Source organism: Specibacter sp. NPDC078709 (assembly GCF_040686795.1).
Taxonomy (GTDB): Bacteria; Actinomycetota; Actinomycetes; order Actinomycetales; family Micrococcaceae; genus Specibacter.
Map to the genome: position 1 here is coordinate 402,045 of NZ_JBFBLU010000003.1, position 17,755 is coordinate 419,799.

Annotated in this window: 18 protein-coding genes and 1 pseudogene; 9 read left to right on the top strand and 10 right to left on the bottom strand. The window is 63.5% G+C overall.

Annotation, left to right across the window (positions count from 1 at the left end; genetic code table 11):
* Positions 1-2 precede the first annotated feature (2 nt).
* A pseudogene (locus AB0P14_RS08475) lies at positions 3-794 on the top strand (isocitrate lyase/phosphoenolpyruvate mutase family protein).
* A gap of 7 nt (positions 795-801) precedes the next feature.
* Here AB0P14_RS08475 and AB0P14_RS08480 read toward each other — a convergent pair.
* From AB0P14_RS08480 to AB0P14_RS08495, 4 genes are all read right to left on the bottom strand, one after another.
* Positions 802-1,263 (bottom strand): DUF3817 domain-containing protein, encoded by a 462-nt coding sequence (locus AB0P14_RS08480; protein WP_363840300.1) that lies wholly within the window; start codon positions 1,261-1,263, stop codon positions 802-804.
* Between the two features lie 62 nt (positions 1,264-1,325).
* Entirely contained in the window at positions 1,326-2,261 is a 936-nt protein-coding gene (locus AB0P14_RS08485; protein WP_363840303.1) for an oxygenase MpaB family protein, read from the bottom strand.
* Between the two features lie 54 nt (positions 2,262-2,315).
* On the bottom strand, positions 2,316-2,972 hold the full coding sequence (locus AB0P14_RS08490; protein ID WP_363840306.1) for a response regulator transcription factor: 657 nt from the start codon (positions 2,970-2,972) through the stop codon (positions 2,316-2,318).
* Positions 2,963-4,954 (bottom strand): histidine kinase, encoded by a 1,992-nt coding sequence (locus AB0P14_RS08495; RefSeq protein ID WP_363840309.1) that lies wholly within the window; start codon positions 4,952-4,954, stop codon positions 2,963-2,965. Before AB0P14_RS08495 ends, AB0P14_RS08490 begins: the two co-directional genes overlap by 10 nt.
* 151 nt (positions 4,955-5,105) lie before the next feature.
* Between AB0P14_RS08495 and AB0P14_RS08500 the strand changes: the two genes are divergently transcribed.
* The 4 genes from AB0P14_RS08500 to AB0P14_RS08515 all read left to right on the top strand — a co-directional run bounded on the left by AB0P14_RS08500 (position 5,106) and on the right by AB0P14_RS08515 (position 7,608).
* Positions 5,106-5,837, top strand: a complete 732-nt coding sequence (locus AB0P14_RS08500; protein WP_363840311.1) for a hypothetical protein — start codon at positions 5,106-5,108, stop codon at positions 5,835-5,837.
* Positions 5,838-5,927: 90 nt separating this feature from the next.
* Positions 5,928-6,092, top strand: a complete 165-nt coding sequence (locus AB0P14_RS08505) for a hypothetical protein (protein ID WP_363840314.1) — start codon at positions 5,928-5,930, stop codon at positions 6,090-6,092.
* Between the two features lie 87 nt (positions 6,093-6,179).
* Positions 6,180-7,109 carry a nucleotide disphospho-sugar-binding domain-containing protein gene (locus AB0P14_RS08510; protein ID WP_363840317.1) on the top strand — a complete coding sequence of 310 codons (930 nt, stop codon included), beginning with the start codon at positions 6,180-6,182 and terminating at the stop codon, positions 7,107-7,109.
* 34 nt (positions 7,110-7,143) lie between these two features.
* Positions 7,144-7,608 carry an SRPBCC family protein gene (locus AB0P14_RS08515; RefSeq protein WP_363840320.1) on the top strand — a complete coding sequence of 155 codons (465 nt, stop codon included), beginning with the start codon at positions 7,144-7,146 and terminating at the stop codon, positions 7,606-7,608.
* On the opposite strand, the gene AB0P14_RS08520 is transcribed toward AB0P14_RS08515, so the two are convergent.
* The 4 genes from AB0P14_RS08520 to AB0P14_RS08535 all read right to left on the bottom strand — a co-directional run bounded on the left by AB0P14_RS08520 (position 7,575) and on the right by AB0P14_RS08535 (position 9,997).
* Complete coding sequence (locus tag AB0P14_RS08520) at positions 7,575-7,772, bottom strand: hypothetical protein (RefSeq protein WP_363840323.1); 198 nt, start codon at positions 7,770-7,772, stop codon at positions 7,575-7,577. The two genes, AB0P14_RS08515 and AB0P14_RS08520, sit on opposite strands and share 34 nt — an antisense overlap.
* Before the next feature lie 56 nt (positions 7,773-7,828).
* Positions 7,829-8,434 carry a GNAT family N-acetyltransferase gene (locus AB0P14_RS08525; protein ID WP_363840325.1) on the bottom strand — a complete coding sequence of 202 codons (606 nt, stop codon included), beginning with the start codon at positions 8,432-8,434 and terminating at the stop codon, positions 7,829-7,831.
* A gap of 52 nt (positions 8,435-8,486) precedes the next feature.
* Complete coding sequence (locus tag AB0P14_RS08530) at positions 8,487-8,987, bottom strand: universal stress protein (RefSeq protein WP_363840328.1); 501 nt, start codon at positions 8,985-8,987, stop codon at positions 8,487-8,489.
* Positions 8,988-9,058: 71 nt separating this feature from the next.
* The gene (locus tag AB0P14_RS08535) at positions 9,059-9,997 is read right to left on the bottom strand and encodes a methyltransferase domain-containing protein (RefSeq protein WP_363840476.1); all 939 of its coding nucleotides are present in this window, start codon (positions 9,995-9,997) and stop codon (positions 9,059-9,061) included.
* 40 nt (positions 9,998-10,037) lie between these two features.
* Between AB0P14_RS08535 and AB0P14_RS08540 the strand changes: the two genes are divergently transcribed.
* Positions 10,038-10,748 (top strand): DNA alkylation repair protein, encoded by a 711-nt coding sequence (locus AB0P14_RS08540; RefSeq protein WP_363840331.1) that lies wholly within the window; start codon positions 10,038-10,040, stop codon positions 10,746-10,748.
* A gap of 36 nt (positions 10,749-10,784) precedes the next feature.
* Here the strand turns inward: AB0P14_RS08540 and mptB (AB0P14_RS08545) are convergent, their stop codons facing one another.
* Entirely contained in the window at positions 10,785-12,401 is a 1,617-nt protein-coding gene (gene mptB, locus AB0P14_RS08545; protein WP_363840334.1) for a polyprenol phosphomannose-dependent alpha 1,6 mannosyltransferase MptB, read from the bottom strand.
* A 280-nt stretch (positions 12,402-12,681) separates the two neighbouring features.
* On the opposite strand from mptB (AB0P14_RS08545), the gene AB0P14_RS08550 reads away from it, so the two are divergent.
* Together AB0P14_RS08550 and AB0P14_RS08555 are read left to right on the top strand one after the other, a co-directional pair.
* Positions 12,682-14,169, top strand: coding sequence for a glycosyltransferase 87 family protein (locus AB0P14_RS08550; RefSeq protein WP_363840337.1), 1,488 nt, complete (start codon positions 12,682-12,684; stop codon positions 14,167-14,169).
* A gap of 73 nt (positions 14,170-14,242) precedes the next feature.
* A complete protein-coding gene (locus AB0P14_RS08555) occupies positions 14,243-15,481 on the top strand; it encodes a hypothetical protein (protein WP_363840479.1) in 1,239 nt (412 codons plus the stop codon).
* 7 nt (positions 15,482-15,488) lie between these two features.
* On the opposite strand, the gene mptB (AB0P14_RS08560) is transcribed toward AB0P14_RS08555, so the two are convergent.
* Entirely contained in the window at positions 15,489-17,021 is a 1,533-nt protein-coding gene (gene mptB / locus AB0P14_RS08560; RefSeq protein WP_363840340.1) for a polyprenol phosphomannose-dependent alpha 1,6 mannosyltransferase MptB, read from the bottom strand.
* Between the two features lie 116 nt (positions 17,022-17,137).
* Here mptB (AB0P14_RS08560) and orn point away from each other — a divergent pair, with 116 nt between their 5' ends.
* Positions 17,138-17,740, top strand: a complete 603-nt coding sequence (gene orn / locus AB0P14_RS08565; RefSeq protein WP_363840343.1) for an oligoribonuclease — start codon at positions 17,138-17,140, stop codon at positions 17,738-17,740.
* Positions 17,741-17,755: the final 15 nt, after the last annotated feature.

Sequence of the window (17,755 nt, forward strand, 5' to 3'; positions counted from 1 at the left end):
TCATGGCCACTTTTCGGGAACTCCATCACGGCACTGCCCCGCTGGTGCTGCCCAATGCCTGGGACGTGGGCTCGGCCATGGCCTTCGCGGCTGCGGGCTACCCGGCGGTGGGCACCACCAGTTTCGGCATTGCCGCCAGCGCAGGAATGCCCGACGGCGGCCGCTCCAGCAAGCAGGCCACCATCACCCTGGTTGCCGAACTGAGCCACATGGACGTCCACGTCACCGCCGACATTGAGGACGGATACTCCGATGACCCGGCCGACGTCGCTGACCTTGTTGCCGAGCTGGCATCCTTGGGTGTTTCCGGGATCAACCTGGAAGACAGCACCGACGGGCACCTGGTGGATCCGGCTGCCGCCGCCGTCAAGATCAGCACCGTGAAACACCGCAACCCGGACGTGTTCATCAATGCGCGCGTGGACAACTTCTGAGTCTCCGAACAGGCCACGGTTGACCAGGTTCTGTCCCGCGCCCGCCACTACGAAGTGGCCGGGGCAGACGGGATTTTCGTACCCGGACTCGCCCGTGCGGAAGACATTCAGGCCGTCACCGCCGGAACTAGCCTGCCGGTGAACGTCCTGGCACATCCCACACTGACGGTGGCCGAGCTCGGTACGTTGGGTGTCCGGCGCATCAGTTCCGGTTCCTTGCCGTACCGCAGGGCAGTGGACGCCGCCGTCGAAGCTGTCAATGCGCTGCGCGACGGTTCGCCACTGCCGCCGGCCACCCCCTATTGGGACTTGCAGGCACGGCTCGTGGGGTTCCGCCAGAACGCGGCCGAAACCGACTAAAGAAAAGTTACGCGCGGCCGCCGGGAGGGCCAACGAACATCATGGTGGCCATGATTCCGCCAACAAACACCACAAACAGCACGCTCAACAGCACCGGGCGGTTCAGCATCCAGCGCAGCACCACCTGGATCCAGTGACCGTCGCCCGGGTGACTGGTCGCGGAGGTGCGCCAGCCGCCGTCGAGCCTGCCCTGCTTTTCCAGCCGCCTGTCAAAGGGGATGGTCAGGTACGGGACAAACGCTGTCAGCGCCGCACCCACGATCAGCCGGGGGCGCCAGCGCTGGTTCAGCCCCACCAAAACGGCCGTGGTCACGTAGGCGATGAACACCAAGCCGTGCGCAAAACCGCCCACCGTGACGGGCCAGTCCCCCACCTTCAGCGCGTACTTCATGATCATTCCGGCAATCAGCAGCGTCCAGGTGACGGCCTCGGCGATGGACAATGCGCGGTAAAAAGTGCGGGGTGTCATGGGCTGGGTGCAGTCCTTGGCTAGTTGGTGACAGAGAGTCGGCAAAAGGCGCCGTGAATATCCTAGCCGCGCTTGCTGGGAGCCGCCTCCACTCCCAGCCGCATCCGGCGCGCACGGGCCGCGGCCTCACTGGGTCCCGGAGATCCCAAACTCCAGCGCACGACGCCGAGCACGGCTTTCGCCGGCACCGTCACCGGCAGCGGCACCGGGCCAAGGGACGGCGCCGCAAGCCGGAGCAGTTCCCGGTAGTCCGGTGGCAGGGACGCCACGGCGGCGGCGAAGAGCACCTTGTACCCGGCCTGCTGCGAGCGCGGCAGCGGCGGGTCCTTGATGAAGGCGATGGTTTCGGCCACGCGCTCGTCGTGGCGCAGCTCGGGGAGGAAGGCGGCCAGCTGTGCCTCCATTTCGGCCACCGTGGTGGGCGGGTTGTCCACGCGCATGAGCGCCCCGGCCACGGCCCAGTCGGCAACATAGGCGTCGGCCCCGCCCGGGATGGATGACCCGAAGGCCCGGTGGGTGCCCAGGAATGCCTGGGTGAAGGCGAGGTGGACCCAGCGCAGCAGGTCCGGATCATTGGCAGTGTAGGGGCGCTCCGCACCGGCGTTGGTGGTGTAGCTCCCGCGGATGTATTCGTGGATGCGCAGAACCTTCTCCGAGGCCGCCCGGGCAGCGGCGGTGTCGCCGTAACTGACGGTGAAGATCCAGCGGATGGTCCCGGCCAGCCGCCCCAGCGGGTCAGCACGGTAGTTGGAATGGTCATGGACCCCTGCGAGCGCACCCGGGTGCAGCGCCTGGATGAGCAGCGACTGGATCCCGGCCACGAGCGTCGTCATGGAGCCGTGCACCGCCCAGGCCGCCGATCCGGGCCCAAAGTACCCTCCGTCGTCGCCCTTTTCCAGGTCAAGCTCCCACTGCGGGACGGTGGGCGAATTGTTGCTGAACGTCCCGCGCAACTCCCTACGCCAGCGGCCCACCGTGCTGTCCAAGATGTTCTCCATGTTTCCAGTCTGTCCTATGCAGGCAGTCTGTCCTATGTAGCCAGCCTGCCACGCTCAGGCGTGGTCGGCACCATGGGTGTCCAGGTAAGCGATGACGGCAAGGACGCGGCGGTGGTCGTCGGCACCCAGCGGCAGTTCCAACTTGGCCAGGATGTTGCCGACGTGGGTTTCAACGGTTCGCGGCGTCAGCCACATCCTGTGCGCTATCCCCGTGTTGGTGAGGCCTTCCGCCATGAGGGCAATCACCTGGTGTTCCCGAGGCGTGAGCTGGGCCAGCCTGCTGTCTGCCCGGCGGGCGCCCAGCAGCCGGGCAACCACTTCCGGGTCGAGTGCGGAGCCGCCGGCGCGGACTCGTTCCAGGACGTCAAGGAACTCATCAATGTCAAGGACCCTGTCCTTGAGCAGGTAAGCGAAGCTCCCCGCCCCCACCAGTTCTGCCGACAGGCGCGCCTGGACGTGTTGGGACAACAGCACAAGGCCCATGTGTGGGAACTCAACCCGAGCGGTGACCGCCAGACGGGCGCCGTCGTCGGAGCAGTCCGGCGGCATCCGGATGTCGAGGATGGCCAGGTCCGGGGCATGGGCGCGGATGGCAGCAAGGGCGGCGACGGCGTCGGGCACGGCAGCGACGATGTCGTGGCCCGCGTCCGCCAACAGCCGGGCGAGTCCGTCCCGGAAAAGCGCCGAATCCTCGGCAATGACTAAACGCATGGCAGTTGCGCCTCCACCAGTGTGCCGCGGCCAGCCGGGCTGACCACCCGCAGGGTGCCGCCCTGCGCCGCCACCCTGTCCATCAGTCCTGCCAGTCCCCCGCCGATGCGTGCGACGGCGCCCCCGCCTCCGTTGTCGCGCACACCGATGCGGATCATGCCCCCGCCGTGCTCCAGACGGACGGCAATCCTGCTGGCCTCGGCATATTTTGCGGCGTTGGCCACGGCTTCGCTGGCAACAAAGTACGCGGTGGTGCCCACCAGCTCTGGAATGACGTCCGCCGGGTTCCCGGCCGGTCGGAGTTCGAGGTCTACGCGGAAGGGTGCTGTGTGGCACAGCTGTTCCAAGGCTGCAGGAAGGCCGGCGTCCAAGCTGCCGGGGCGGATCCCGTGGGCCAGTTGGCGGATCTCCGCCACCACCGTGCCCAATTCCGCCACTGCCGCATCCATGACACCTCGTAATTGCTGATTGCCGGCCCCAAGATGGCGCTGGGCCAGGCGCAGCGACATGCCCAGGGTCACGAGCCGCTGCTGGGCGCCGTCATGCAGGTCGCGCTCCAGCCGCTGGCGCTCCACGTAGCCCGCTGCCAGGATCCGGGCCCGGCTGGCTTCGACCTCGGCCAAGGCCATGGACAGCTCCAGACGCAGCCGCACCAGCTCCATGGGCCTGGCAAGCGCAGCCATGACCTCCTTGTCGGGCGCTCGCAGGTTCCCCAGTTCGGGAACCTGTCCCAAGAATCCCACGGCCTGGCCCGCCACTACAACGGCCGTTGCTGCCGGGTCTGGCGTCATGGCCCCACCCCTGGCATTGACCACCTCGCCAGTGCCAGGGAGCACATGGCCAATCTCCAAGCGCGGCTCCGACAGGACGGCCCGCAGCCTCGCTTCCAGGTCTTCGGGGCGGGCCCGTCCGGCATACACGTCTCGCTCAAGGCCAGCAACAGACTCCATGATCAGCCACCGTTTGGGGAAAAGCCGCCTGTCCACCCAACGCACCAGCATCTTGTGCACCGGCAGCAGCACCAGCACCATGACAGCAGTGGCAGCAGCCGTGGCCGCGGTAGATTCCTGCCCCAGTGCCGCACCGGCCCAGCCTCCAATGGCCGCCAGCGCCGCCAGTGCGACGGCACCAAGTCCAGTCCCAACAAGCCCTGCAGCAAGCACCCGGTCAACGTCAAAAAGTTCGGCACGCAGCACGGCGACAACCACCAGCGCGGGAAGGAGCAGGTAGATCAGCCACAGCCCCACCACCACAACATCCGAGGAACCGCCCAGTAAGTAGCCTGCCCAACACAGCAGCAAGGTGGCCGGAACCAGCACCCCCGCGGCGGCCAGCCACCGCATCTGCACCCTCTGCGCCGCGGGTGCGCGGCCGAACCTGACGGCAAATCGAACCACGCTGGCCAACAGGGACGCGAAAAAGAGCGGCAGCAACGCCACGGCCGCCACATCCGCCCCCGGCACGAGTGCCGCATCCCGGCTCACCCCGGGAAGTGGCGAAACCACGGGGCCCAGCGCCGCCAGCACGGCAAACAGGAGCACTATGGCCGGCAGGGCTGCCGCCAGGACCAGGTCAATGCGGTGGGTGGGAGCACCGCCGGGAAACACCAGCAGCAGCCAGGCCCACGGAAGGTAGTACAGCATCCAGCTTCCCTGGACGGCTGCGACGGCGATGCCGCTGATGGGAAGGCTGCCGGTGCCTGCAGCCTGCAGGACCTGGGCAGCCTGCAGGTAGTTGTCAATGCCAGCCAGCAGCAGGGCGACCATCCCGGCGAGTGCCAGAAGCAGCCCGGTCCGGTTGTTCGGGCGCAGCCACAGCAGCACCACACCCAGCACTAGGGACGGTAGACCGGCAGCCGCGGAGAGGGCAGGCCACAGTTCCGGCGGCCGGCCCGTTGCCAATGCAGGCAGCAAAAATCCCATGGCTGCCACCCCGAGGGAAACCACCACGATGCCCACTGGTTCAGCCCGCAGCCGCCGCATATTTCAGTGTATTCCCGCACCCGTCCCGCCGTCTTCAGTACTGCCACGGAGACATTGTCCGGTGCCAGCCACCTACTGCACTGCCGCCCGCCGGACCACGCTTAAGGCACCGGTCAAAGTGGCCGGCACCCACGATTGGCAGGAGCCCGCCATGAGCCGCACTCAAGCATTGAACACCACCCAGACTGCTGTTCCGCCGGTCCGGGACCTGCGCCGGTTCTGGCGCATCGGCGCCGCGGTGCTGATCCCGCTGGGCCCGCTGGGCGTCACGATCGGGCGGGGCATCATGCCGTACTGGACGGACCAGTCACCCGAGACCATCGTGGACAACGTACTGGCCAACCCCGGCTCCATCGCCGTGCTGAACTGGATGGGCCTGCTCCTGATGCCGGCACTGCTGCTGGGCGCCCTAGCCCTGGGATTCGTTGCCCGCCGAAGCGCCCCCGTCCTGGCAACGCTGGGGTCAGGCCTATTGTTCGTGTCCTGGGTGGGCACCACCAACACCGCCAGCACCGACTATCTGACAAACCTGCTGGGCAACAACGGCTTTGACGCGGCAGCCATTGTGCACATCAATGCGCTGATCATTGACGACCCCGTCAACGCCGCCGCCGGCATCTTCTGGCTGTTCGGCCACCTCGCGGGCATGATCATCCTGGCGGTGGCCCTGGGCAAGGCAAAAGTGGTGAAGCCTTGGGTCTGGATCGCGCTCATCGCCTCCCAGCCCGTGCACTTCATCGCCGCCGTCGTCATCCCCAGCCGGCTGCTGGACCTGACCCTCGGCTGGGGCCTGACCACCCTGTGCACACTGATGGTCGCCGCCGCGGTCCTGAAAATGTCCGACGACGAATGGGACCTTGCGCCGCTTGCCCGCCGCCGCTGAACCTCATGACAAACCTCCGGGAAGGGATCACAATGAAGGTGAGGCCGCGCGGCGCCCAGTTGCCGCCCGGCACGAGGGAAGGCACGCATCATGAACAACTCAACAATCCCCGTCGCCCCACAGACAACACCGGCCGAACGCGAGGCGGGCAACCCCCGCGAACACAGCGAAACCGCCGCCGAGGGCAAGGACGGCGTTGACCTGCCGGAGATCCGGATGCATTCCCAGGCGGCAGCCGAGGGGCCCGACGAGTAGCCGGCCCGGTCCTTCAGAAGCCAGCCGGAACCAAGCCCATGCGCGTCATGGTGGCAGTCATGCCCTTTTGCCGGGCACCTCGCCTCGGTGCTGCCGGTAGTCGCCGCCCTCGTGCGAGCCGGGCACGAGGTCCGGGTCTATACGGGCAAGGCGTATCAGGACGGGGTGCACCCCGCAGTGGCTATCTGGCTGGGGTGGGAGCACGCCCTCGACTTTGACGAATTCAACCTAGCCGCCACCTTTCCGGCCTCAGCGGGGAGCAAAGGCCCGCGGTCCCTACACGCTGTTGACCCGCCCGCTCCACAGTTCCTACAACCAAACCAGGCACGACGCCGGCCTGCCGCCCTCACGCATCCGGCTCGACACGGCCTGGTTCTCACCGGCACCGATCTGTGTCCTTGGCACTCCGGAAATGGATTATCCCCGGCCGGAGTGCCCGGCGCACATCCGTTATGTGGAGATAGTGCACAAGACCCCCGTGGAGAACTGGGACCCACCGCCGTGGTGGGACGCGGTGCTGACTGCCCCGCGGCCGCTGGTCCACATCACCCAGGGGACGCTAAACGTTGGCCCAGCCGAGCTGATCCGGCCAGCCTTGGCCGCCCTGGCCCCCTGGACGTGCAGGCTGTGGCCGTCACGGGCAGGGCGGGCCATACCGATGTGGGCCTGCCGTTGGCCGGCAACGCCCATGTAACGGACTTGATTCCCTATGAAGCTCTGCTCCCGCACGTTTCCCTCATGATCACCAACGGCGGCTGGGGCGGGGTGCTGGCCGCCCTCTCTCACGGCGTCCCGCTGATCGTTACCGGAGGGGACATTGACAAGCCGGAGATTGCAGCCCGGGTGGCCTATTCCGGGGCTGGCATCGATTTGCGCACCGGCACGCCCACGGTGGCCCGACTTGCCCGCGCCATTGCCGCGATCATGGCCGATCCGCGGCATGCTGCCCGGGCCGCCGAGCTTGCGACCTTAGCTCAATGCCTTGTCGGCGCCGAACGAAATTGTGCGGCTCCTTGAAGACTTGGTGCGTGCTGAGGCATAGGCTGTCCCCATGTCCACTTTTAGTGTTTCCCGCAGCGCCTTCATCCCCGCCCCGGCAGCAGACATCTACCCGCACGTCATCGGATTCAGAGGGTGGCGCAATTGGTCGCCGTGGGAGGCAATAGACCCGTCCATGCAACGGACGTATTCCGGTCCTGTGGAGGGCGTGGGAGCCAAATATGCGTGGAAGGGCAACGGCAAAGCAGGCGCCGGCACCATGGAGATTGTTGAAGCGGTGCAGCCCTCCCGGATTGCGATTCGGCTGGAATTTACCAAGCCCATGAAAGCGGTCAACCCCACCACGTTCACCTTTGCCCCCGACGGTCACGGAACCACCGTCGTCTGGACCATGACGGGTGAAAACAAAGGCTTTGGGCGGGTGTTTGCCTTGTTCATGAATATGGACAAGCTGGTGGGCGGTGACTTTGAAAAGGGTCTGGCTCATCTGGCTGCCGTGGTGGCTGCTGAACGCTGACCGTCCCGCACTGCTATGCGCCCGGCAATATGAGCGGCGTCCCGCCCCACACCGCCCAACAGAGTGGACGTCAACCCGAACTGGAATGGCAGTCCAACAATGAACAAGCCGGGAACCTCTGGAACTTCCCCGCGCACGGTGACGGGCCAGCCCCTGCTGTCCACGGGAATACCCCTACCCGGCAGACCGCCACGTGGCGGACCGGCAATCCAGCGATGCCCTATGTGGAATCGGCCGGTGCCGGCGGCCGTTGGGGGCTCGGGCGGGAACAGTCAGCCTCCCATTCATCTCGGGTGATCGCGTACTCGACGTCGCCGTGCTCATCGCCCGGAATCGATACCGGCCAGTCGGCGACGAAGGTCCGCACGAGGCGCATTCCGGAATTCTCCAGCACCCGTCGCGAGGCTGTGTTGACTGCCATGGTGGAGGCGACAACCCGTTGCACCCCGAATTCGGTGTACCCCTTGGCGATCAGTGCTCGACTTCCTTCCGTCGCGTACCCTTTTCCCCAGGCCGCGTGACGGAGCCGGTAGCCCAGTTCCGGTTGGTCCTGTGGATCACCGGGGGCTGGCCGGAAGTGGAACCAGCCAAGGAATTTTCCGGTCGTCTTCTCGAGCGCGGCCCAGAACCCGTAGCCGGGAAGGCGCTGGTAGTAGTCGAGAAACGCCGGGAGGACCTCGCCTTCTATCTCCGGCCGGGGCGTGGGGGCGCCTCCGGTGATAAACCACATCACGCGCGGATCCCCGTCCAGTTCCACCAGCAGATCGGCGTCGTCGGGGGTGAATTGCCGGAGCAGAAGCCGTTCAGTCTCCAAGAAGGTGCGCATACAGGCATTCTCGCACCGCCGAGAATATCCGTCACGCGGGCATTCCGCGGCCTCAGCCGTGCAGTGGAGAGCGCGCATCAACACGTGGAATGGCCAGTACGGGGACGGACTGTGTGGCCAGCAACTTGCGGACCACTGATCCGGTAAGCACCTCATTGACGCCAGCCAGCAGCCCCGGTCGGCGGGCCCCGACAACAATAGCTGCCGCCTCAGTAGCATCCGCCAGACGTCCCAGCGCTAGGCTGGGTTCCCCGCCCAGGACACGAAAGCTGTGCTTCAGCCCATATCGTAACGCCAATTCCTCTAGAATCGGCCCCAGTTCCCGCACGGCACTGGCGGCTTCGTCGTCCGGATCAAGCGCCCTTTCCAGAGACTGGCCCCTGACATTTCCGCTGGGGTCCCACTCAATCAGGTAGCTGCCCGGATCAACATAGGCACCAATCAATTCAGCACCGAGAGCCCCTGCCAAGGCGGCGGCCTGATTCAGCACTGCAGGATCTTGTTCCGGTAGCAGCCCTACTATCACCGGGCCGTATCCAAATCGAGGTTTCATGGCGCCCCCACTCCGTCCGGGCCCGGCAATAGCGTTCGGGCTCTCCCCCAAGTTTCCCGCATCAGCGCCCGCTATGAAAGAGTGAGTTTCCTGCGTCCCGTAACCACTGTCCCCTGCAGCCCCTTGTTACTGGCGATACTGGTTGAGAATCCCTGCGATGCAAGAATGCTGGCCGTCGTAGCTGCCTGCCGCTCGCTGCTTTCCAGAAGCAGCACGCCACCTGGAGCAAGCCATTGTGGTGCTTCCTCCGCGATCCTGCGGTGCATCTCTAACCCGTCGACTCCGCCGTTTAGCGCTGCATCCGGTTCGTAGATTCGGGCCTCGGCAGGCATGAACTCGATGGCTTCGGAAGGCACATAGGGCGCGTTGGCCACGATCATATCGATCCTGCCGCGCAGCGATTCCGGGAGCGCTGCGAACAAGTCGCCACAGTAGGCCGCGCCAAGGACGTCGGCAATGTTTTCGGAGGCGCAGGCCACGGCTGCCGGGTCAATATCCGCCGCATGCAGATGGCACCCTAGATTCCCCGAGTAGGCTGTATGCCCTGCACTCCTTCGCTGTTCCAACGCTTGAGCCAGTGCCGCCCCAATGGCGCCGCTGCCGCAACACAAGTCAAGGACCACTGCCCGGTGGGACTCACTCGTGGATGCTGGGGTGCTGGATACAGCAGGCCCGCCAACGGCGGCTCGAGCACCGTCACCGTCACCGTCACCGTCAAAAAGATCATCAGCAAAAAGTACGGCGAGCGCTCGCTCCACCAGAAACTCACTCCGCCGTCGAGGAACAAAAACTCCTGGCCCCACCTGAATACGCTGACCATGGAATTGGGCCCAGCCCACAATGTGTTCCAGTGGCTGTCCTTCTATCCGGCGGGCCAGCATGGCGACGAGTTCCTCCTGAGAGCGTGCTTGCTCCAGCAGGATGGTCGCTTCCTCCTCGGCAAAGACACAACCGGCATGTCGCAGCGCAGCAACAAGTGTTCCTTGGGGCATCTTCGCGCGATCCACCATCACCCTCTCAGGGTAGCCCTGTCACAGTTACGCTGGGGAGATGACAACCGTTATTTCCTCCCCCGAGCAGGCAAGCCCGAACGCAGCATTCCTGAACGCTTTGGGCCCCGCTCTTGACACCGTGGCCATCCACGAAAAAGCGGCCGGCATGGCCCGCTATATGAAATCGACCATGCCCTTCAAGGGCGTGCCCTCCCCCGCCGTGCGCAAAACGGTGCGGGCGCTCGCCAAGGAACACCCTTTCAGCAGCGTGGCCGAGCTCCTCGCCACCGTCAGCCACCTTTGGGATGAGGCTAGCTACCGCGAGGAACGCTATGCCGCTATCATGCTCACCGATTCCAAGCTGGGCCGAGGCGAACCAACGCTCCTGCCGTTTTACGCCGTCGTGATCAGGACGGGCCAGTGGTGGGACTATGTGGATTCTGTGGTGCCTCGCCTATGCGAACTATTACAACGGGACCGGACAGCGATGGAAGAGGTGCTTCGGGAATGGAGTACGCATCCCAATTTCTGGTTCCGCAGGGCCGCCATCATTTCCCAGCTGGCGGCAAAATCATCTACCGATACTCAACTGCTGAGTGAGGTGATCGCTCCCAATCTTGCAGACCGCGAGTTCTTCATCCGCAAGGCTATTGGCTGGGCACTGCGTCAGCACGCACGGACCGATCCGGTCTGGGTGCGCCACTATGTAGCCGTTCATGAAGAGCAGCTCAGCCCGCTGTCCCGCCGCGAGGCGCTCAAGCAGCTTTGAGCCGTTAGATCCCTATGGCAATATCCAGTTAAAGACCTAGGACCTCAGTGGCGCAGCACCCTTGGCATCTTGATGCTCACGCTGGCGGATAAACAACACCCGTGTCTTCTTGTCGCCATACATGATGTACAGCACCCCGGCGAGGCCCACCGCAATGGCCACAGCCCGCACCATCACCACCGGAATCCAGGGAAAGACGCTCAGCTGGTCGGTCAAAGCGATCACGGTGAAGAAGGCCGTCAAGTACAGCACCGTACGTGTCTGCCAGCCTTCTTCAATCCCGGTCACCGCAAAGAAGGCCAGCAGCCACAGCATGTACCAAGGCTGGATCATGGATGCCATGAGCACGACAGCGGCAAAAGCCCACGCCATTCGTCGCATGACGGCCAGGCTGTAAAGCTGCGCTTCGTCCAGAACAGGAGTGCCGGCGTCGTACTTTCCGGAAAGGGGTCGTATCCGCGCCCTGACCGGTAGGAAGGCTAAGGCCATGACGATCAGAATCGAGGCCACCTGTCCAATGTTCTGAATGACGTCGGTCACCACAGCCCCGGCTCCTCCTAGGAGCGTGACCACGAAACCCACGGCGTTGGAGAAAAGCCCCACAGGTGCGTACCAAATCCATACTGTGCCGGGCGTCTGCAGGGCAGCCAACCAGCCAAAGCCCAATCCGTTGATGGCTCCCATGATCGCCATCACGGCCGTCGAGATGCCCAAGGTGGCCGCCCATAGAGCAAATTTTCGCACCCAGCCGGCCTGCGAACCAGCCCAGAGCAAGCCAACAAACGGCAGCGCAATCAACGTGATCGGCTTGATAGCGATGGATGCGGTGACCAGCAAAATGCCCAGCACAGGGCGCTTCGCGGAGGCGTAGTAAAGGCCCGCCACGACCAGTCCGAGCATGAGTGAATCGTTGTGGACGCTGGCAATGAAGTTGATCAGCACCACTGGGTTTAAGACCACCAGCCACAAGGCGCGGTGCGGGTTGAAGCCGTGGCGGGCGGCCAGTTTTGGCACGTAGAAGGCCAGCAAGATCACACCGGCCAGGCAGGCGATCCGGAACGGGATCAACGCAATTTCGGGGCTGTTGGCAGGCAAAATGACCGCGAAGTGTTCCAGCCACAGCCACAGCGGGCCGTACGGTGTGGGCGCCTCGGTCCAGAGCGTGTCCGGGCCCAGCAAAAAGTAGTTATTGAGGGCAGAAATCCCGTCGGTGTACGGGTTCAGCCCCTCTTGCATGAGTCGGCCCTGGCCAATATAGGCATAAGAATCCCGGCTGAAGAGGGGCAGTGCCAGCATCATCGGCGCCACCCACAAGATCAGTGCCTTCTTCAGGACAGGAGCACTGCTCGCATCCCAGCCGGCCAAGTGCTGGCGCAGCCGCAACCAGGCTCTCAGCATCAGCGCTGCACCTAAACACAACAGCACGGTGGTGGTGACAACGGCCACAGGCGTGGTCCGGGCCAGAATGAACAACGGGTTCCGGATCAGCACCGAACTGCTGGCCAACCAGCCCACTCCCAGTGAGCCCAACAGCAGCATCAGGGAACCGGCAAAACCCTGCCACACGGCCGAATCAGCTGTTCCTAGGCGGAACGGCAGCCTTTTAGACACCTTGGCGTTCACCTCCGGATGGACACTGCGCGTGCTGGTCAACAACTAACTCCTGAACTTGTTCCGCCGATCATGGCGGCAATGGCTGGCCTGCGGCGAAGCGGACCGACCCGGGCAACACCGGGCGAGACCCGAGCAACACAAGGGCAACACCCGGGCAACACAAGGCGCCTGCGCTAATATATAAGCAGCCGCGGACACCGTTCTTGGCATTCTACCCACTCCAGCAGGGCAGACCGCTGGAAAGACGCCATGCAACACGCAGCATCTGCACCGCCCCGGGCCCGGCCCAGGCGCCCCCACACTTGAGAAGGACCGGACCATGTCCACGGACAAATTCTTTGCCACCCTCACCCAATGCCGGGATGCTGTGCTGCCCCCACGGGCCCAGTCTTGGCTCAAGACCCCTCGTGGCATGTGGACTTTCTTTGCTGCCATCCACTTGGTCTTCCTCACCTTGGCGGGCCTTTTGTCCCTCCATGGGGAAGCGTTTAGCGACACCAGCTTCTACCGCCTGTGGGCTTATGTGGACTTTGATGGCTCCCGCGTGGATGGTCCCAGCCCCTGGGTCTACCCGATTCTGGCCTTGGTGCCCATGGCCGTGGCCTACATCTTCGGTCTCGGTCCGTTCCTGTTTATTTGGGTTCTGATGATCGCCGGCCTGAACGCCTTGGCCGTGGGCAAACTCACCAGCTGGGGCCGCAACCACAAGGCCATTCCGGCAGCGCTTTGGTGGATCTCCTTCACCACACTGATGGCTTGGCTCGGCTTTGCCCGCGTTGACGGACTCACGGCTCCGGTGGTGCTCATTGCCTTGTGCTTCGGCGTCGCCAGCCCGTTCCTGACCTCGTTCATCCTCAGTGTGGCCACCTGGACCAAGGTGTGGCCGGCCGCCATCATCTTGGCGCTTTTCACGGTTGTGAAACAACGCATCCAAGTGGTGCTGGCTGGCATGTTGGTCACCGCATTTGTGGTGGCGCTGGCCATGGCCATGAACGCACTTCCGCTGCTGTTGAACTTCCTGCTCGAACAGGGCGACCGCGGCATGCAACTCGAAGCCGCCTTCACTACCCCGTGGCTCTGGATGAGCGTGCTCGGCATAGGCGGGGCGCGCATGTACATGAACCAGGACATCAACTCCATGCAAGTCGATGGCCCCGGATCCGATGTCATGAGCTTCCTCATGCAGCCGCTGCTGATCGTCGCAGCACTGCTGGTCGCGGCCCTCATCTTCTGGGCACTGCACACCGGAAAGCGCAATGGTGGCGCCGACCGCACCGCCCTACTCCTCTTCGGTTCACTCGCCCTCGTCACCGCCTTCATTGTGTTCAACAAGGTGGGCTCACCCCAGTTCATGGTGTGGCTGGCCCCCGCTGTCGCCGTCGGCCTGACCCATCAGTGGAAGGCTTGGCGGGTCCCGGCCGCCATGCTCATTGCCGTGGCCATGCTGACCTTTGTGGTCTACCCGCTCTTCTACAACGCCCTTGCGCACAACAACCCCATCATGGCCGGTGTGCTGACCTTGCGGAACCTGTTGCTCGTTGTCCTCTTTGTGTGGAGCGTGCGTCAGCTTGTGATCATGGGACGCAATCCCCTGGCTATTCCCAGGCACGACGCCGGAGCCTCCCCCGTGCTTCTCGAGCCTGCCGCTGTGGTTTCCTCAGCTGACGCCGCTGTGGCCACTTCTTCGGCCACTGGCACCACTTCGGCCACCGGTACCGCTTCGGCCACCGGTACGGCTTCGGCCACGAGTGCTGCGACTGATCCTGCGGACGATCCCGCTAACAATCCCATAAACAAGGAACACTAAGATTTCTGCGCCGTTGTTTGATCGAGTCCTAGGACGGGCGGTTGCCGTGCGTGGCCGCTTCCTGCCACCGCCGGTGATTGCCTGGTTCCGTACGCCGGCCAGCGTCTGGTGGGGATTTGCCGCCGTGCACGCATTTTTCTTGGCCTGGATGTTCAGCTTCTTTGTCCACGGGGACACATTCAGCGACACCGAGCAGTACCGGCAGTGGGCGCTGTTAGGCTACAACCCTTCCTCGTTGGGCGATACGATCAGCCCCTGGGTGTACCCCCTGCTGGCTCAAATACCTATTTTTGCCGCCAACGTCTTTGGTCCGTCGCTCTATCTGCTGGGCTGGACGCTGATCATCATTGCCCTCAATGCTCTGGGTCTTGTTTTCTTAACCCGCGGCAAACGCTCTGTCAGCGGCATCGCACCGGCTTGGTTTTGGCTCTTCTTCACCATGTTCATGGGCTTTCTCAGTTTTGCCCGGGTGGAGGGCATCACCACCTCGTTGGTGCTGATTGCGCTGCTCTACGCGGCGGAACGTCCCCTGGTGGCCGCATTGCTGCTCTCAGTTGCCACCTGGATCAAGGTCTGGCCGGCGGCAGTCATTGCGCCCTTGCTGATTGCCAGCGCCAAACGAGTCCAGATTTTCCTCACAGGTGTGGCTGTGAGCGCAGTCGTTGCTGCCTTTGCAGTATTGACCGGCGCGGGCTCGCACCTCTTGGACTTTGCCATTAACCAAGGTGACCGTGGCATGCAGTTGGAGGCCACGTTCTCTACGCCGTGGGTCTGGCTCAGCGTGTTCAACATTGGCGGGTCCAAAATTGCCGACAACGTGGCTATCAACTCCACCGAGGTTTATGGTCCGGGCGCCGAAGTGGCCGCGTTCCTGATGCAGCCGCTGCTCATTGTCGCTGCACTGGCTGGGGCGCTACTGATGGTGTGGGCTCTGCGCCGCGGCGCCGAACGCCAAGAGCTGCTCCTTGAAGGCTCGTTGCTGATGGTCACAGCTTTCATTGTCTTCAACAAAGTCGGTTCCCCGCAGTTCATCATCTGGCTGCTGCCAGTGGTAGTCGCCGGTCTGGTGCACCACTGGGATCGGTGGAAAATTCCCGCCACACTCCTGATGGGCATCGCTTTCACGACCTTCATCATTTACCCGTTGTTCTATACCCCGCTGATCCACGCGAACCCGATCATGGCGGCCGTTCTCACCAGCCGCAACGTGCTGCTGGTGACACTGCTGGTCTGGGCTGTACGCCGCACCGTGGAACTGGGCCGCACCGCGACACGGCCCGCAGCTGTCCCCGCAAAGCCAGCCGTCAACTAGCGCCGGCTTAGTTCGCAGTGCCCTCAACACTCTCAGTGCTGAGGGCAGCCTCACGGCTAAACAGCAGCTTGCGCGTATACACATCCACCACCAGCAGGTAGAGCACACCGGCCAAGGCCACTGCCATGGACAGCGATGCTGTGCCCACCGGCAGCTCCACAAAGCCCCACACAAACAACTGGTCTTGTGCCCCAAACACCACGAAGAAGGCAATCACTACGTAGCAGATCTTGATCTGCCAGTTGTTGCGGATGCCCGTCACCGCCAAGAAGGGCAGGAACCACAGGATGTACCAGGGCTGGATGATGGGCGCCAACAGCACGACGGCGGCAAACGCCAACCCCATTCGACGCACCACATGTTGCGGGTTCCCTCGGAACATGAACCACACGGCCAGGCCCACACTGAGAACTGTCAGCAGCGTCCGGAACCCATTTTCAAAGGCCACCCCGTCCAGTCCCAACGCGTTGCTGAGCGCCCCTACCATTTGGCCACCAAAGCCTGAGGGTGAGTATCCGGTGTAGCCAGGAGTTGAATCCAACAGAGCCCAGGTCCAGCCGAAGCCCAAGTTTCCCGGCAGGCCTAGGAGCCACAGAATAAGCAGGCTCAGAGTTCCTGTCCCTGCCCAGAACAGGAAGCGCCTCCCCCAGCCGGCCTTGTGCCCAGCCCACAGCAGGCCGATGAACGGCAGCAGCACAATCGTAATGGGCTTGATCGCAATGGACAGCGTCACCAACAACACACCCAGCACACCCCGCCGTGTTGCCGCAAAGTAGGTGCCGGCCACGGCCAGACCCACCATTAACGCGTCATTGTGGGCGCTGGCCACGAACGAGATAAGGAACAAGGGATTCGCCACAGAGATCCACAGGGCCCTGGCACCATCAACACCATGCAGGGCGGCCAGTTTGGGAACATAGATGACACACAGCGCCACACCCACACACGCAAGTGCCCGAAACAACAGCACCGAGGTGTCCGGCTGCCCACCGGTCAAGGCCACCACGCCGCGGCTCAGCCACAAAAACACGGGCCCATAGGGGGTCCGATTCTCAGCCCAGGAGGGGTCAGTGCCGAGCATAAACCAGTTGCTCAGTGCCGAGATTCCGGTGGTGTATGGGTTCTGGCCCGCTGCCATGAGCCGGCCTTGGCCAGTGTAGGCGTACACGTCACGGGAGAAGATGGGCACGGCGGCGAACAGCGGAGCACCCCAGAGCAACACTGCCGTGACCACGGTGTGCAGCGACCCAGGGCGCCATGCACGAAGCCGCTGTCCCAGCCGCAGCCAGGAGCGCAGGAGAATAATGGCGCCCAACGTCAAAAGAATGGTGGAGGTGATGACCCCTACGCCTTCCGTGCGCATGTCTATCACCAGCTGATTCCGGATCATGGGTGAGCCATTGGCAATCCAACCCACACCCACTGAACCGGCCAAGATCATCAAGGAGCCAATAAACCCTTGTAGTAACTGCAACCACGCGAACCAAGGCCCTTGAACGGTAGTACCCGCAGGGGCAGCGGCAGACGGTGCCGACTTCATCCCACGCCTCCGGCCATCAAAAAGTAGTTTCATATCATGTGGGCGGTACAGCAACCCCGAAGCCCCAATTTTAGCGCACGGGGCGGCAGGAGCCGGGTTCGCGGTACATTGGACGGGTGGCTATAACTAATGAACGCATTGTGTGGATTGATTGTGAGATGACCGGCTTGGATGCCGTCAATGACGCCCTGATCGAGGTTGCGGCACTTGTCACAGACTCCGAATTGAACATTCTGGGCGAGGGCGTTGATGTGGTCATCAAGCCCAGTGACGAGGCTCTGGCGCAGATGGGCGACTTTGTGCGCAACATGCACACCACCTCAAAACTGCTCGACGAACTGGCCGGTGGCACCACCATGGAGGACGCGCAGGCGCAGGTTTTGGCCTACATTCGCGAACATGTCCCCGTGGCCAACAAGGCTCCCTTGGCTGGGAACTCCATCGGAACAGACAAGGTGTTCCTCGCCCGTGACATGCCCGAACTGGTGGAACACCTGCATTACCGGGTGGTTGATGTCTCCACCATCAAGGAGCTCTCACGCCGCTGGTTCCCGCGCGCCTACTTCCAGTCGCCCGCTAAAACCGGAAACCACCGGGCACTGGGGGACATCATCGACAGCATCAACGAGCTCAAGTACTACCGCGAGGCGGTATTCGTGCCGGCTCCGGGCCCCGATACCAAAACGGCCAAGAAGATTTCGGCACAATTCTCGGGATAAATTCCGCGTCTTTTC

Coding starts and splice junctions, on each gene's coding strand:
- AB0P14_RS08480 (WP_363840300.1), bottom strand. CDS start 1,263: ATGACACCCCGCACTTTTTACCGCGCATTGTCCATCGCCGAGGCCGTC.
- AB0P14_RS08485 (WP_363840303.1), bottom strand. CDS start 2,261: ATGGAGAACATCTTGGACAGCACGGTGGGCCGCTGGCGTAGGGAGTTG.
- AB0P14_RS08490 (WP_363840306.1), bottom strand. CDS start 2,972: ATGCGTTTAGTCATTGCCGAGGATTCGGCGCTTTTCCGGGACGGACTC.
- AB0P14_RS08495 (WP_363840309.1), bottom strand. CDS start 4,954: ATGCGGCGGCTGCGGGCTGAACCAGTGGGCATCGTGGTGGTTTCCCTC.
- AB0P14_RS08500 (WP_363840311.1), top strand. CDS start 5,106: ATGAGCCGCACTCAAGCATTGAACACCACCCAGACTGCTGTTCCGCCG.
- AB0P14_RS08505 (WP_363840314.1), top strand. CDS start 5,928: ATGAACAACTCAACAATCCCCGTCGCCCCACAGACAACACCGGCCGAA.
- AB0P14_RS08515 (WP_363840320.1), top strand. CDS start 7,144: ATGTCCACTTTTAGTGTTTCCCGCAGCGCCTTCATCCCCGCCCCGGCA.
- AB0P14_RS08525 (WP_363840325.1), bottom strand. CDS start 8,434: ATGCGCACCTTCTTGGAGACTGAACGGCTTCTGCTCCGGCAATTCACC.
- AB0P14_RS08530 (WP_363840328.1), bottom strand. CDS start 8,987: ATGAAACCTCGATTTGGATACGGCCCGGTGATAGTAGGGCTGCTACCG.
- AB0P14_RS08535 (WP_363840476.1), bottom strand. CDS start 9,997: ATGGTGGATCGCGCGAAGATGCCCCAAGGAACACTTGTTGCTGCGCTG.
- AB0P14_RS08540 (WP_363840331.1), top strand. CDS start 10,038: ATGACAACCGTTATTTCCTCCCCCGAGCAGGCAAGCCCGAACGCAGCA.
- AB0P14_RS08550 (WP_363840337.1), top strand. CDS start 12,682: ATGTCCACGGACAAATTCTTTGCCACCCTCACCCAATGCCGGGATGCT.
- mptB (WP_363840340.1), bottom strand. CDS start 17,021: ATGAAGTCGGCACCGTCTGCCGCTGCCCCTGCGGGTACTACCGTTCAA.